The organism is Nocardia sp. NPDC058658 (assembly GCF_042716665.1).
GTDB lineage: Bacteria > Actinomycetota > Actinomycetes > Mycobacteriales > Mycobacteriaceae > Nocardia.
This window is the reverse complement of record NZ_JBHXRR010000017.1, coordinates 98,856-113,297: the sequence shown is the minus strand read 5'-3', so window position 1 is coordinate 113,297 and position 14,442 is coordinate 98,856. Positions and strand designations below refer to the sequence as shown.

Here is a 14,442-nt window from a genome sequence, read left to right as displayed (position 1 = left end):
GTTGGGGAGGTGGGTGCGAACTCTTGGTGATGGCCGTCCGGGTGGGTGAACGAAGGAAGCCCCTGACCGTTGAACCTGGTCAGGGGCCTTCTGTTGTGCGCCATCAGGGACTTGAACCCCGAACCCGCTGATTAAGAGTCAGCTGCTCTGCCAATTGAGCTAATGGCGCATGTTTTGTTCTTTGCCCCGTCTCCGGTGCGGAACAAACATTAGCAGGCCTCGTACCGGAAAGTGAAATCGGGCGCTGACCAGCAACAATGCGGAACTCTGGTGGTTGTTAACGCGGACGGGCCGCTGGCGTATCTAACGATTGTGACTTGGTCGTGTCGCGGGGGCTTGCCCGTTGGTGTCGGCCGGGTCAGCTGGCAGAATGGGCGAGACGTCGAGTTCGTAACGCCCCCCGCCTACACGGATGGCACTCGCGATTCGGTTGGTGGGATCTGCGGCGCACTGTGATCGCGTCGGTACGGAAACGGGGTTGACATGGGTAAGAAGCGGGGGCGACCTCGGTCGCTACGGACGATCGTTCCGGTGGTGCTGTTGGCGGTGTTCGCCATGGGGGCGTCGGCGTGCTCGGCTGCGGAAGGTGCGGGCGTGGAGGTGGCGATCGATCGCAATCCTCTTGCCGAGCTGATCAAGCCGAAGCTGGTTTCGACCGTCAAGGACGGGCAGGTCGGCGTCTCGCCCGCGATGCCGTTGGCGTTCCAGGTCGAGGACGGCAAGTTCACCGACGTCACGCTGACGAATCAGCAGGGCACCGCGGTGGCGGGCCAGCTGGCCGCGGACGGGCGTTCGTGGTCGACCGCCGAGGTGCTCGGTTACGGCAAGACCTACAAGCTCACGGCCTCGGCCATCGGGCTCGGTGGGGCCAACTCCTCGACGCTGAGCTTCACCACCAGCTCGCCGAAGAGTCAGACCAAGCCGTACCTGCTGCCCGGTGAGGGTGAAGTGGTGGGCATCGGTCAGCCGGTGGCGATCCAGTTCGACGAGAACATCCCCGACCGCAAGGCCGCGCAGGATGCCATCAAGATCACCACCGAGCCTGCGGTCGAGGGTGCCTTCTATTGGGTGAACAATCGCGAAGTGCGGTGGCGCCCTGAGCATTACTGGACGCCGGGCACCAAGGTGACCATCGATGTGAATGTCTACGGCAAGGACCTGGGTAAGGGTCTGTACGGCCAGGACAACATCCACTCGTTCTTCACGATCGGCGACGCGGTGATCTTCACCGCCGACGACAACACCCACCAGGTGACGGTGGAGAAGAACGGTCAGGTGATCATGACGATGCCGACCTCGATGGGTAAGGACAGCACGCCCACCGACAACGGCATCTACATCGTGAGCGACCGGCACGAGAAGATCATCATGGATTCCTCGACCTACGGTGTGGCGGTGAACTCGTCCGACGGGTACCGCACCCCGGTGGACTACGCGACGCGAATCTCCTACAGCGGCATCTTCTTCCACTCGGCGCCGTGGTCGGTGGGGCAGCAGGGCTACTCCAACGCCAGCCACGGCTGCCTGAATCTGAGTCCGGCGAACGCGCGCTGGGTGTACGAGAACGCCAAGCGCGGTGACATCACGATCATCAAGAACACGATCGGCGGCACCCTGTCCGGTGTCGACGGACTGGGTGACTGGAACATTCCGTGGGCGGAATGGAAGGCGGGCAACGCCGACGCTTCGTAGTCGCATCACGCACGAAAAACGAAGGGACACCGGGTCTTCCCGGTGCCCCTTCGTCGTCTGTGCGTCGCGATCAGAGGCCGGTCGGCAGCTTTCGGCAGTTCATCATCGCCTCGCCGGCGAGGGCGAGCGCACTGCCGAAGGCGCCACACACGATGCTTTCGCCGAGCAGCAGCCGTTCGAGGGTCGGCATGCCGAACGAGCCGTTGCCGTAGGAGCCGGTGGTCTCGCTCCCCCCGGTGGCGCCGAGTTGTGCCGAGCCGGATGCCCCGGTCGGCAGGTCGCCGAGCGGGCCCTCCCCGGTGAACTCGGTGAGGGGTAGGCCGGGCGCGGCCGCGGCGGTACCCGCGACGGGGCCGAGCACGAGGGCGGCGGCGAGGACCGCGGTGACGGTGGAACGCTTCATCAAGGGGTCTTTCCGGTCGAGCGCTGACGCGATGGCGAGATCTGCCCCACATCTGGGCAACGGTCCAAAGTGTAGCGGTCAAACGTGATGTTGGTCATGGTGATGCCGGGTCAGCCGGTGGCGGCGAGGCCTGGTTCGTCGCGGTGGATCTCCGAGGCGACGCTCAGGTGGTCGACGACCACTCTGCGCGCACCGCAGCCGCAGCGTTGATAGGCGACGAAGCCCTCGCTGGTCCGGTGGCGCGATTCGATCTGCCAGGTGTGTTCGGGGTGGCTGCTCATGCCTCGAGTCTGATGTAATGGCATTGTGCATTACAACCATTACGGGCGAGAGCCGGTACTGCTCGGTGTCGATCTGCTCAACAGGCCGTGTGCGAGTGTCGGGGAGTTGGCGCGACGCTGTGCGGACGCGGGCCTGGTGCTGAGCGCGCCGGTATCCGAGGGCGGTCTCGTGTCGGTGACGGCCTTTCTGGGGCGCTGGCGCGGGGTCGTGGAGTGCGCGGACCGCCCCGAACGGGCAGCACTGCTCAATGTGCTGTTGGCCGAGTACGCGTCACCACCGCGCCTGACCGACCATGTGGGCGACGGCTGGCATCTGCACTTCCGGCCGCCTGATGTGCCGGCGGACCGCCAGATCGCCGCGATGATCACGGTGGGGACGGCCTTGCATCTGACCGGGCTGGGCATGGACCGCCTCGGCGGCTGCGCGGCGGACGGTTGCTCGCAGGTGTACGCCGATATCTCCCGCAATGGCAGGCAGCGCTTCTGCAGCCCGGCATGTGCGAACCGGTCGGCCGTCCGAAGGCATCGGGCAAGCCGGACAGCCGAGGTCGGTCCGTAGTCGCGGCTTCGCGTGGGGCCCGTCGGTGTAGCGCACGGTGTACGGGTCCAGAATGCAAAGAAGGCCCGGTCCTGGTGGACCGGGCCTTCTCTTCGGGGTGACCGACGGGACTCGAACCCGCGACATCCAGGATCACAACCTGGTGCTCTACCAACTGAACTACGGTCACCATTGCCGGTGTTTCACCGGCGCCGTCGATACTAGCGTGATAAGGGCGCCAAGCCCTAATCGGCTGGTAGAGGGCTCGAACCGGACACATCCACGGCCTCGGTGGCCTCCTGGGCGGCGGTCGCGATCTCGGTGGTCGACGGACCGGGCAGCGGCACGAACGCGGTGCGCCGGTAGTACTCGAGTTCGCGGATGGATTCCTTGATGTCGGCCAGCGCGCGGTGGGCGAGGCCCTTCTCCGGCTGACCGAAGTAGATGCGCGGGTACCAGCGGCGGCACAGTTCCTTGATCGAGCTCACGTCGACCATCCGGTAGTGCAGGTGCGCGTCGAGTTCGGGCATGTCACGGGCGATGAAACCGCGATCGGTGCCGATGGAGTTTCCGCACAGCGGCACCGTGCGCGCGGTGGGCGCGTACTCGCGGATGTAGTCGAGCACCTGCTGCTGGGCCTGCTCGATGGTGACCGTGGAACGCCGAACCTCTTCGGTCAGACCGGATTTCGCGTGCATGGTGGCGACGACCGGCGGCATGCAGGCCAGCGCGGCGTCGTCGGCGTGGATGACGATGTCGACACCGTCACCGAGAATGTTGAGGTCGCTGTCGGTTACGAGCGCGGCGATCTCGATCAGCTTGTCGCTGTCGAGACGGAGCCCCGTCATCTCGCAATCCATCCAGACCAGAAGTTGGTTGTCTGACACGGGAGTCACCCTAACGGTGTGTCGGCGCGCCCGGACGACAGGTGTGTCGCGCGGGCGAGGCGGGCCGGGTTTGCCGACGACATCTTCCGATGTTCGCCGCCCAGGTGACGTGCCCGGATACAGTTTGCCTGGAATTGTCCGCAGGACGTTTTCGAGCATTTCTTGCGTACGTGCCAGTGAGCAGACGGAGGACGCGCGAATGACCACCCCACAGGAGAAGGCGGCAGCGGCACGCAAGGCGGCCGAGGATGCGGCCCGGGTCGCCGCCGAGGCAATGGCCGCCGCCGAAGCTGCCGAGCAGGAGGCTGCGGCCGCGAGTAAGGAATCGGCCGGCGTGGGCGGTGCATCGGCGCAGCCGAGCAGTGAAACGGCCGCCGCAGCTGGTGAATCGGTGGCAGACGGCAACAGACCGGCCTCGGCGAGTGGTGAATCCGCCTCGACCGGCACGCAGCCCGCCTCGACTTCGGCGGCGACCGGTGCGACCACGGAGATCGCCGCGGGCTACGCCTTCGACGGACCCGCTCTCGAACTCGGCACGGTGATGGTCGATGGCGTGGCTGATCCCGGTGCGCGCGTGCGGATTCCGCTGCGGATGATGAACCGGCACGGACTGGTAGCGGGGGCGACCGGTACCGGCAAGACCAAGACCCTGCAGGGCATCGCCGAACATCTTTCCCGCGCAGGCGTTCCCGTGGTGATGGCCGACGTCAAGGGCGACCTGTCCGGTCTGAGCGCGCCGGGTGCCGACAACGAGAAGATCAGGGCGCGCGCGGCGGAGACCGGTGCGACCGACTGGGCGCCGAGTGCGTTTCCCACCGAGTTCGTCTCCCTCGGCACCGGCGGCATCGGGGTACCGATCCGGGCGACGATCACCTCCTTCGGTCCGATCCTGCTCAGCAAGGTGCTCGGTCTCAACGACACCCAGGAATCGACGCTCGGCCTGATCTTCCACTGGGCCGATCAGCGTGGCCTCGCCCTGCTTGATCTGAAGGATCTGCGCGCGGTGATCACCCACCTGACCAGCCCGGAAGGTAAGGAAGATCTCAAGGGCATCGGCGGGGTGTCAACGCAGACGGCGGGGGTGATCCTGCGGTCGCTGGTGAATCTGGAAGCCGAGGGCGGGGACACGTTCTTCGGCGAGCCCGAACTCGACCCGGCCGATCTGCTGCGCACCGCCGGCGGGCTGGGCGTGATCACGCTGTTCGAACTCGGCCAGCAGGCGGCGCGGCCCGCACTGTTCTCGACGTTCCTGATGTGGGTGCTGGCCGACCTGTTCCAGACGCTGCCCGAGGTGGGCGACGTCGACAAGCCCAAGCTCGTGTTCATCTTCGACGAGGCGCATCTGCTGTTCGCCGAGGCGTCGAAGGCGTTTCTACAGCAGGTCGAGCAGACGGTGAAGCTGATCCGGTCCAAGGGTGTCGGTGTGTTCTTCTGCACACAGCTGCCCACCGATATCCCGAATCCGGTGCTGTCACAGCTCGGTGCGCGGGTGCAGCACGCTTTGCGCGCGTTCACTCCCGACGATCAGAAGGCGCTGTCGAAGACGGTGCGCACGTATCCGAAGTCGGCGGTGTACGACCTGGAGGAGGCGCTCACCTCGCTCGGCACCGGTGAGGCGATCGTCACCGTGCTGTCGGAGACCGGTGCGCCGACGCCGGTGGCGTGGACGAAGATCGCGCCGCCGCGTTCGCTGATGGACACCGTCGGCGACGACAGGATCAAGGCGGCGGCGCTGTCGAGCGCGCTGCAGGGGAAGTACGGGCAGAGCGTCGACCGGGAGTCGGCCTACGAGATGCTGCTGGCCAGCGTGGCGTCGGCCGAACCGGCACCCGAATCCGCGCCCGCGCCGGGGCGTTCGCAGCAGGAGGACGACTCCGCCGCCGAACGGATCATGAAGAACCCGGCGGTGAAGAGTTTTCTGCGGTCGGCGGCGAGTGCGGCCGGTCGGGAGATCAGCCGCAGTATTTTCGGGACGCGGCGGCGGTGAGGGCACGCTGAGCGGACATTACTCGCGCGATCGGTCGAAATTCGTACCGAATCGTCGAAGAATGTCCGCTCAGCGTGGTCAGCCCCCGAGCTTCTTGTAGAACGCGCCCGCGACCGGGGCGGTGAACGCACGCGGGCCGTAGTTGCCCGCGACGCTCATGCCCTTGCTGATCAGGCCCGGAACGATGCGCATCTTGTTGCGGGCCAGCGCGTCGATGGACACCTTGGCGGTGTACTCGGAGGAGACCCACAGGAAGTCGGGGACCATCTTGTCCACGATCGACTGGTCTTCCGGCGCAGGCGTTTCCGTGCGCACGGGGCCCGGCGCCAGCAGGGTGACGTTCACGCCGCTGCCCTTGAGCTCGCCGCGCAGCGACTCCGAGAACGTGTTCGCGAACGCCTTCGACGCCGCGTAGGTGGCGTTGTTCGGGATCGGCATATTGCCCGCGGCCGAGCCGCTGATCAGGATGCCGCCCGCCTTGCGCTCGAGCATGCCGGGCAGCACGGCCAGGCACAGGTCGTGCACGGCGGTGGCGTTGAGTTCCATCTGCGTGCGCTCGTAGGCGAAGTCGAGTTCGGCGACCGGGCCGAAGGTCGCCACGCCCGCGTTGTTGCAGAGCACGGCGATATCGCGGACCGCGAGTTCGTCGCACAGGCTCGCGCGCTGGGTGCGGTCGGCCAGGTCGACCGCGCGGACCTCGGCGGTGATGCCGTGGGCCAGGGTCAGGCGCTGGGCCAGCTCGGTGAGGATCTCACCGCGGCGCGCGACCAGGATCAGCGAATAGCCGCGACCGGCCAGTTCGGCGGCCAGCGCGGTGCCGATGCCGGAGGACGCGCCGGTGACGACGGCACGATTGTCTGCAGTGGGGGAGGGCAAGCTCACGAGGGGGAGCTTAGGGGATCGCGCGGTGTCCGCGTCGGTGGGCGGCGGCTCCGACGGCTTCCACGTCGACGCGTACCCGCATCTTCGGCGGATCGAGAGAGTCCGGCCGCCGGGCGATGTTCGACGGCGGTTCGCGCGTGAATCGAGGGAGTTCCGACCGCAGGGTGATGTTCGACGGCGGTTCGTTGGTGGATCGAGGGAAACCGGGCGCGCGGCAATAGCATGTGAGGCGTTATGACAACTGACTCACCGCCGCCGCGCACCGGGCAAGAAGCGCCGTTGCTGCTCAGTACCGAGCCGCCGCGCACCTTCGGATTCGCCGATCAGGCCGCCTTCTGGACCAATCTCGGCGTGAGCCTGATCGGGTTCACCGGGGCCATCTATGTGTTGCAACCGACCGGGTACGACCGGTTGCCGCTGGTCGGGGCGGTCCTGGCGACCGTGGTCGGCACGCTCATCGGCACCTCGATGGTGGCCGCCGCCGGTGCGGTCGGGGCCAGGACGGGTGCACCCGCGATGGCGAACTTTCGTGGGCTGTTCGGCACCAAGCTCTCCGGGCTGCCGACCATCGCGAATGTGGTGCAGTGCATCGGGTGGGGTGTGTACGAGCTGACGGTGATCGCGGCGGGGATCGCGGCGCTCACCGACGGGCGGGTGCCGCACGCCGTGGTGGTGATCGCAGCCGGGGTGCTGAGCACGGTGATGGCGATCTGGCCCATGCATGTGGTGGGGATTCTGCGCAAGTACGTGACGGTCGCGGTGGGTATCGCGATGCTGTATTTCACGGTGCAGCTAGTGCGTCAGCCGCTGCCCGATCTCGGCGAAACCTCCTGGTCGGGGTTCTTTCCCGCCGTGGATACCGCGCTGGCGGTCGCGGTGTCGTTCGTGCCGCTCGCCGCGGATTACATGCGGCATTCGAAGTCGGTGAAGGTCGGGAGTTCGGCGATGTTCGTCGGGTATTCCGTGGCGCAGATCTGGTGCTACCTGTTGGGGATCGTGGCGCTGCTGCACGTGGACGGCGACCCGAACCGGTTGTTCGACTCGTTCCTCGGGATCACCGCGGGCTGGGTGTTCTTCGCGGTGCTGGTGTTGCGGGAGACGGACCAGTCGTTCGCGAATGTGTACTCCACGGCGATGTCACTGCAGAACCTGCTGCCGCGCGTCGACCGGCGCATCCTGGCCGGGGTGGTCGGGGCGATCGCCACCGTCGCCGCGCTGTTCGTGACCGACTTCAGCAACTACGCCAACTTCCTGCTGCTCATCGGGTCGATCTTCGTCCCGCTCACGGCGGTGCTGGTCGTCGACTTCTTCTTCGGGCAGGGACGTCGCGGGTGGAACCTGTCCGATGACTCACCGGCTCGTCCGATAATGTTGCTGCCCTGGGCGATCGGGTTCGTGGTGTACCAGCTGTGCAACCCCGGCTCGGTCGAATGGTGGGCCAGCCGCTGGATCAAGGCGCAAGACGCCATCGGCATCCACCCGACCTGGTGGACCTCTGCGTCACTGTTCTCGTTCCTCGCAGCCGCTGCCGCGACCGGGCTCGTGGTGGTCGTCAACCGGCGGCGATGAGGATGGGCGGCCGCCATGCCTGACGACCAAGTGTTCGGGATGGGCGATGACCCGCTGGCCGCGCCGACCTGGCCCGCCCTGACCGAGGACGAGATCGCTCGCGCGGTCGCCGCGACGTGGGGTGGGTCGTGCGCCGCTGTCGAATGGCGGGGTGCGCGGCCGCTGTCGTCGACGGTGGGTGTGCGGACGGACGACGGTGAGCGGCTCGTCGTGAAGCGGATGCCGGTGCGATTGCGCGATGGTGTGGCGTTGGCCGAGGAGCACCGCTTCATGGCGCACCTGCGGGGCCACGGGATTCCGGTGCCTGAAGTACTCGCGACCGTGGGTGATCGGTTCGTCTACGAGGTGCATCGGGCGGGGGTGGGGGAGGACCGGTATCGCGCGGACTTCTCGTGGACGCCCTATCGGGATACCGACGATGCCGTGGCGGCGGGGGTGATGTTGGGTCGATTGCATTCGGCCGCACAGGGTTTCGACGCACCGGCGCGCCCGGCTCGGCCGTTGGTGGCGAGTCTGCACGGTGGTGTGTTGGGGGCGTTCGAATGGCATATCGCGCGCCGACCGGCGGTTGCTCGTTTCCTGAGTGAAAGGAATTGGCGTGCTGAGGTTCCCGATCTGCACGTCGGTCTCGCCGACGTCGCGCCACTGTGGACGCATGGGGACTGGCATGGGACCAACCTGCTGTGGGACGACCACGAGGTGAGCTCGGTGATCGACTTCGGGCTGGCGGACCGGACAACGGCTGTCTTCGACCTCGCCACCGCCATCGAGCGCACCGCCGTCGACTGGATCTCGCTGCGCGATGGCGGACCTGCTGACGTCCGCGCCGACCAGATCACCGCCCTGATCCAGGGATATCGATCCGCCCGGCCCTTGTCGGCCACCGAACAGAGCCTGCTCCCGAACCTGCTCCCACTGGCCCACATCGGCTACGAACTCTCCGAGATCGACTACTTCCTCACCATCGCCAAGGACCCACGCAACGCCGAAATCGCCTACCGCGACTGGCTTCTCGGTCATCTGCGCTGGTACGAGACAGCAGAGGGCCGCGAACTCCGCGATGTGATTCGCGACGCCTCCCTGCGCTGACCGCGCCCGGCACCGCCGAGACCCGCGCCGGCTGCATTCCCAGCGACACTCACCCGACTACACCCCTGATCCGCCATGACCGCATTCCCAGCCACCACGACCCGACCTCGAGGAGGGTCCCGCCGCGCAGCGGCGGTAGCGGCCCGGCCGCGAGTTAGCCGCCGTTGCGTCCGAGGCGAAGCCTCCAGCAACGGTGGCTAACTCGCGGCCCCCAGGGGGCCGCGCTCGAGCGCGCCAGCGCTCCAACAAACACAGCTCCTACAACACAGCGGCCAGGCGGGTGCCCTGGTCGATCGCGCGCTTGGCGTCGAGTTCGGCGGCCAGGTCGGCGCCGCCGATGAGGTGTAGGTCGACGCCTGCGGTACGTAGGGGTTCTTCGAGTTCGCGGACGGATTCCTGGCCTGCGCAGATGATCACGTTGTCGACCTCGATCACGCGGGGGTTGTCGTGGTTCTCGCCGAAGCTGATGTGCAGGCCCGCGTCGTCGATCCGGTCGTAGTTCACGCCGCCGACCTGTTCGACGCCTTTGGCTTTGAGGGCCGCGCGGTGGACCCAGCCGGTGGTCTTGCCGAGGTCCTTGCCGAAGGGGGTCGACTTACGTTGCAGCAGAACGACATCGCGGGCGGCGGGGGAGGGCTTGGGCTTGGTGAGCTGGCCGGGGACCTGCTCGTTCTCGGAATCGACGCCCCACTCCTCTTTCCACTCGTCGAGCTTGAGCGTGGGATGTCCTTCGACAGTGAGGTATTCGCTCACGTCGTAGCCGATGCCGCCCGCGCCGATCACCGCGACCTTCTTGCCGACCGGCTTGGCTTCCTTCACCAGTTCGGCGTAGGACAGCACCATCGGGTGGTCGATGCCGGGGATGTTGGGGATGCGCGGGCGCACGCCGGTCGCCAGGATCACCGAGTCGTACTTGCCTTCGATCAATTCCTCGGCGCTGACCCGCTTTTCGAGATGCAGGGTGACGCCGGTGAGGTCGATCTTGCGGCGGAAGTAGCGGATCGACTCGTCGAATTCCTCTTTGCCGGGGATGCGGCGGGCGATGTCGAACTGGCCGCCGATCTTGTCGTCGGCTTCGAACAGGTCGACGTGATGGCCACGCTCGGCCAGGCTCACCGCGGCCGACAGTCCGGCGGGACCGGCACCGACGACGGCGATCCGCTTGGCGCGGCGAGTCGGCAGCAGGTTCAGCGTGGTCTCGCTGCCCGCACGCGGGTTGACCAGGCACGACACCTTCTTGTTGCCGAAGGCGTGGTCGAGGCAGGCCTGGTTGCAGGCGATGCAGGTGTTGATCTCGTCGGCGCGGTCGCTCTGGGCCTTGTTGGCCCACTCGGGGTCGGCCAGCAGCGGGCGGGCCATCGAGATCAGCGCCGCGTCACCGCGGGTGAGGATCTCCTCGGCGATCTCGGGCATATTGATCCGGTTCGACGCGCAGACCGGGATGTTCACCTTGCGGGCGATCTTGGCGGTGAACTCCACGAACGCCGCGCGCGGCACCGAGGTGACGATGGTGGGCACCCGCGCCTCGTGCCAGCCGATATCGGTATTGAGGATGTCGACGCCGACGGCCTCCAATTCCTGTGCCAGGGCGACGATCTCGTCGAAGGTCTGCCCCTTCTCGACCAGCTCGGCCATCGACAGCCGGAACACGATGATGAAATCGGGGCCGACCGCTTCACGGATGCGGCGCGCGATCTCGACCGGCATCCGGCGCCGGTTCTCCGGCGTGCCACCCCACTTGTCGGTGCGCTTGTTCACGCGCGGGGCGAGGAACTGGTTGATGAAATACCCTTCACCGCCCATGATCTCGCAGCCGTCGTAGCCGGCGAACTTGGCCAGTTCGGCGCAGCGGGCGTAATCGTCGATGGTGCGTTCGACACCCTTCGACGACAGCGCGCGCGGCTTGAACGGGTTGATCGCCGACTTGATCGCCGACGCCGAAACACTGGTCGGCATATAGGAATAACGCCCGGCGTGCAGGATCTGGATGGCGATCTTGCCGCCCTCGGCGTGCACCGCCTTGGTGATGGTGCGATGCCGGTAGGCCTCGGTTTTGTTGGTGAGCTTGCCGCCGAGCGGGGCCAGCCAGCCGGTGCGGTTGGGGGCGTAACCGCCGGTGATGATCAGGCCGACACCGCCGCGCGCACGTTCGGCGAAGTAGGCCGCCAGCTTGTTGGTGTCCCAGGCGCGGTCTTCCAGGCCCGTGTGCATGGAACCCATGACCACCCGGTTGCGCAGGGTGGTGTGGCCGAGGTCGAGGGGAGAGAACAGCTGTGGGTAGGTCATGGGCGAGGTTCACCTTTTCGCGGTCGCAGGGCCTGCAGTACTTCGTCGCACCATTCGAGGTAGCCGGCCTCCGCGCGGAGACCCGCGCGCAGGACCAGATACTGGTGCAGAGCGGTGCCGGAGAGCTGGTCCGGCACCGGGAAGAATTTCTTTTCGCTGAGGCGGTACTCGTCGAGTCGCTGCGCGTGCTGGGCGCGATGGCGCTCCACTTCCGCGCAGATGGCATCGATGTCGCCGTAGGCGGCGGCGCGGATCTTCACGCCGAGTTCGTCGCGGGCGGGGGCGGCGTCGGTGGGTTCGGCGAGCCAACGGGCGATCTCGGCCTGGCCGGCGGGGGCCACCGAGTACACCTTCTTGTCGGGTTTGCCCTGCTGATTCACCGATTCGACGGTGACCCAGCCGGACTCCTCCATACGCTTGAGAACCCGGTAGATCTGCTGGTGGGTGGCACTCCAGAAGTAGCCGATCGACTTGTCGAATCGGCGCGCGAGCTCATATCCCGAGCCGGCCCGCTCGGTGAGCGAGACCAGTAGCGCGTGCTCCAGTGCCATGGGACGAGAGTATCCGCAACACTCGGTACTATGCAACCAGGTTCATATGGATTGACGGGCCGAATGTCGCGGACCGCGCGTCGGGACACGGCGTGCGCGGTATGCGCGGCGCAGTCGCCGGTTCGGCGTTACTGTTCGGCTCATGACCGAGGTGAACGCGTCGGAGACCGTCGGCGAGGCGGCCGGGCGTGGGCAGGTACTGGCGTGGGGATTGTGGGACTGGGGGTCCTCGGCCTTCCAGGCCGTGACGCTGACCTTCGTGTTCTCGGTGTATCTCACCGACAAGGTGGGCGACGATCTGCCCGGTCCGACACCGGCGAGCGCGTGGCTGGGCTGGGCGCTGGCGGGGGCGGGGCTGGTGGTCGCGCTGACGGCGCCGGTCTGCGGGCAGTACTTCGACGCGGTCGGCTCCCGTAAACGGGCCTTGGCGACCCTGACGGCGCTGACGGCGGGCGCGATGTCGCTGATGTTCTTCGTCCACGACGACTACCACGACCTGTGGCTCGGCCTGGCCCTGCTCGCGTTCGCCTCGGCCACCTTCGAACTCGCCGGCGTGCCCTACAACGCGATGATGCGCCAGGTCTCGACCCCGGCCACGGTCGGTCGGGTATCCGGATTCGGTTGGGCGATGGGCTATTTCGGTGGCATCGCGCTGCTGCTGATCTGCTACGTTGGCTTCCTCGCCGGTGACGGCGACACCCGAGGACTGCTCGGGATGCCCACCGATCAGGGCCTCAATGTGCGGCTGGTCATCGTGCTCGCGGCGGTGTGGTTCACGGTGTTCGCGCTGCCGGTGCTGTTCGCGGTGCCCGAGATGCCGCGCACCGGCGCCGACCCCGGCGCGGCCAAGGTCGGCTTCCTCGGTTCCTACCGGGTGCTCGTGCGCGATGTCCGCGAACTGTGGGGACAGGACCGGCACACGGTGTACTTCCTGCTGGCCAGTGCGGTGTTCCGGGACGGGCTGGCTGGGGTGTTCACCTTCGGCGGGGTGCTCGCGGTGACGGTGTACGGATTCGCCGACGCCGACGTGCTGCTGTTCGGCATCGCCGCGAACGTCGTCGCCGGGGCGGCCGCGATCGTGGCGGGCCGGTTCGACGACCGGATCGGGCCCAAGCGGGTGATCGTGGCGTCGCTGGTCGGGATGCTGGTGTGCGGGCTGGCGCTGATGCTGGTGTCGGGCCCGACGATGTTCTGGATCTTCGGCCTCGCGCTCACCGTGTTCGTCGGTCCCGCGCAGGCCTCGGCCCGTTCGTATCTGGCCCGCCTGGCACCGCCGGGACGGGAGGGTCAGCTGTTCGGGCTGTACACCACGACCGGCCGTGCCGTGTCGTTCCTGGCGCCCGCGCTGTTCGGCCTGTTCGTGCTGGTTTTCCACAGCGATCGAGCCGGAATCGCCGGCCTGCTCGTCGTGCTGGCTCTCGGCCTGCTGGTACTTCTCCCGGTCCGTGCGCCCGCACCCGCAGAAAAGCCCGTCCTGTGATGTGTCACCGAAGCAGCGCCGAATAGTTGTGTGTACGCCCGTACTCTGAGTTCACTCCGCGTTTTTGGGTACCCAGCCCGCGATGCCCAACGCGATCAGGCGCATCTGCATGACAGTGCGTTCCTGAATCGCCGATTCCTCACGGGGGGTGGACGCTACGAACGCGGCGATACCGTCGGTGACGGTGGTGACGAGGAGATCCGCGGCGATCTCCAGCTCGGTGGTGCTCCATGAATCCAGTGCACGCAGGCGCGACAGATCGGCGACGATCTCGCGCACGATGAGCTGCATTTCCATCGCGATGGCCTGACGCAGCGGAGCAGGCCCACCGTGACGCTCGCGAATGAGGAAACCGAACAGGGCGCGCTTGGCGCGGACCTGCTCGAACACGAAGCGGACCGTATCGGCCAGATGAGCGTCCGGCTTGCGTCTGACCTCGCGCAATGCCAGTCGCAGCGCGGTGACGCCCTCGTCGACGATCGTCGCGCCGAGGTCGTCGAGCGAGGCGAAGTGACGGTAGAAGGCGGTCGGCACGATGCCGGCCGAGCGCGCGATCTCACGCAGGCTCAATGCCGAGAATCCGCGCTCCGATGCCAAGGTCAGGGTGCCTTCGAGCAGGGCCGCACGGGTATGCGCTTTGCGTTCGTTGCGGGTTCCCGCCTGATCGGTCACGTCGGTGAGTATACGTCCGTTCACCATAGCGGCCTTCGTCATTATGTTGTCCGCCTCACATTATTGCCGGTTGACAGTGGCCCGGGGTCATCGGGCACACTGGTGAGTGTACAGACGTGCACTGA

General features: G+C 66.9%; 13 protein-coding genes and 2 tRNA genes. 6 read left to right on the top strand and 9 right to left on the bottom strand.

Annotation, left to right across the window (positions count from 1 at the left end):
- Positions 1-96: 96 nt before the first annotated feature.
- A tRNA-Lys gene (locus ACFWUP_RS22155) sits at positions 97-169 on the bottom strand.
- Between the two features lie 314 nt (positions 170-483).
- Between ACFWUP_RS22155 and ACFWUP_RS22150 the strand changes: the two genes are divergently transcribed.
- Positions 484-1,692 (top strand): Ig-like domain-containing protein, encoded by a 1,209-nt coding sequence (locus ACFWUP_RS22150; protein WP_379237156.1) that lies wholly within the window; start codon positions 484-486, stop codon positions 1,690-1,692.
- A 70-nt stretch (positions 1,693-1,762) separates the two neighbouring features.
- On the opposite strand, the gene ACFWUP_RS22145 is transcribed toward ACFWUP_RS22150, so the two are convergent.
- Positions 1,763-2,095: a hypothetical protein gene (locus tag ACFWUP_RS22145; RefSeq protein WP_379237154.1), complete on the bottom strand. Its 333-nt coding sequence runs from the start codon at positions 2,093-2,095 to the stop codon at positions 1,763-1,765.
- Positions 2,096-2,205: 110 nt separating this feature from the next.
- Positions 2,206-2,376, bottom strand: coding sequence for a hypothetical protein (locus tag ACFWUP_RS22140; RefSeq protein ID WP_379237153.1), 171 nt, complete (start codon positions 2,374-2,376; stop codon positions 2,206-2,208).
- Between the two features lie 25 nt (positions 2,377-2,401).
- Between ACFWUP_RS22140 and ACFWUP_RS22135 the strand changes: the two genes are divergently transcribed.
- Positions 2,402-2,935, top strand: a complete 534-nt coding sequence (locus ACFWUP_RS22135) for a CGNR zinc finger domain-containing protein (RefSeq protein ID WP_379237151.1) — start codon at positions 2,402-2,404, stop codon at positions 2,933-2,935.
- Positions 2,936-3,031: 96 nt separating this feature from the next.
- On the opposite strand, the gene ACFWUP_RS22130 is transcribed toward ACFWUP_RS22135, so the two are convergent.
- A tRNA-His gene (locus tag ACFWUP_RS22130) sits at positions 3,032-3,104 on the bottom strand.
- Positions 3,105-3,159: 55 nt separating this feature from the next.
- Positions 3,160-3,801 carry an oligoribonuclease gene (gene orn, locus ACFWUP_RS22125; protein ID WP_379237149.1) on the bottom strand — a complete coding sequence of 214 codons (642 nt, stop codon included), beginning with the start codon at positions 3,799-3,801 and terminating at the stop codon, positions 3,160-3,162.
- Positions 3,802-4,000: 199 nt separating this feature from the next.
- On the opposite strand from orn, the gene ACFWUP_RS22120 reads away from it, so the two are divergent.
- Positions 4,001-5,788, top strand: coding sequence for a helicase HerA-like domain-containing protein (locus ACFWUP_RS22120; RefSeq protein ID WP_379237147.1), 1,788 nt, complete (start codon positions 4,001-4,003; stop codon positions 5,786-5,788).
- 78 nt (positions 5,789-5,866) lie between these two features.
- Here the strand turns inward: ACFWUP_RS22120 and cmrA are convergent, their stop codons facing one another.
- Complete coding sequence (cmrA, locus tag ACFWUP_RS22115; RefSeq protein WP_379237145.1) at positions 5,867-6,670, bottom strand: mycolate reductase; 804 nt, start codon at positions 6,668-6,670, stop codon at positions 5,867-5,869.
- 234 nt (positions 6,671-6,904) lie between these two features.
- On the opposite strand from cmrA, the gene ACFWUP_RS22110 reads away from it, so the two are divergent.
- Positions 6,905-8,239, top strand: coding sequence for a purine-cytosine permease family protein (locus ACFWUP_RS22110; RefSeq protein WP_379237143.1), 1,335 nt, complete (start codon positions 6,905-6,907; stop codon positions 8,237-8,239).
- Positions 8,240-8,254: 15 nt separating this feature from the next.
- Positions 8,255-9,328, top strand: coding sequence for a phosphotransferase enzyme family protein (locus tag ACFWUP_RS22105; protein ID WP_379237141.1), 1,074 nt, complete (start codon positions 8,255-8,257; stop codon positions 9,326-9,328).
- A gap of 258 nt (positions 9,329-9,586) precedes the next feature.
- Here ACFWUP_RS22105 and ACFWUP_RS22100 read toward each other — a convergent pair whose 3' ends face one another.
- Positions 9,587-11,614: an FAD-dependent oxidoreductase gene (locus tag ACFWUP_RS22100; protein ID WP_379237139.1), complete on the bottom strand. Its 2,028-nt coding sequence runs from the start codon at positions 11,612-11,614 to the stop codon at positions 9,587-9,589.
- The gene (locus ACFWUP_RS22095; protein WP_379237137.1) at positions 11,611-12,165 is read right to left on the bottom strand and encodes a PadR family transcriptional regulator; all 555 of its coding nucleotides are present in this window, start codon (positions 12,163-12,165) and stop codon (positions 11,611-11,613) included. The genes ACFWUP_RS22100 and ACFWUP_RS22095 overlap by 4 nt, the downstream gene beginning before the upstream one ends.
- A gap of 142 nt (positions 12,166-12,307) precedes the next feature.
- On the opposite strand from ACFWUP_RS22095, the gene ACFWUP_RS22090 reads away from it, so the two are divergent.
- Positions 12,308-13,645 carry an MFS transporter gene (locus tag ACFWUP_RS22090; protein WP_379237135.1) on the top strand — a complete coding sequence of 446 codons (1,338 nt, stop codon included), beginning with the start codon at positions 12,308-12,310 and terminating at the stop codon, positions 13,643-13,645.
- A gap of 51 nt (positions 13,646-13,696) precedes the next feature.
- Here the strand turns inward: ACFWUP_RS22090 and ACFWUP_RS22085 are convergent, their stop codons facing one another.
- Positions 13,697-14,317 (bottom strand): TetR family transcriptional regulator, encoded by a 621-nt coding sequence (locus ACFWUP_RS22085; protein ID WP_379237133.1) that lies wholly within the window; start codon positions 14,315-14,317, stop codon positions 13,697-13,699.
- Between the last annotated feature and the right edge of the window lie 125 nt (positions 14,318-14,442).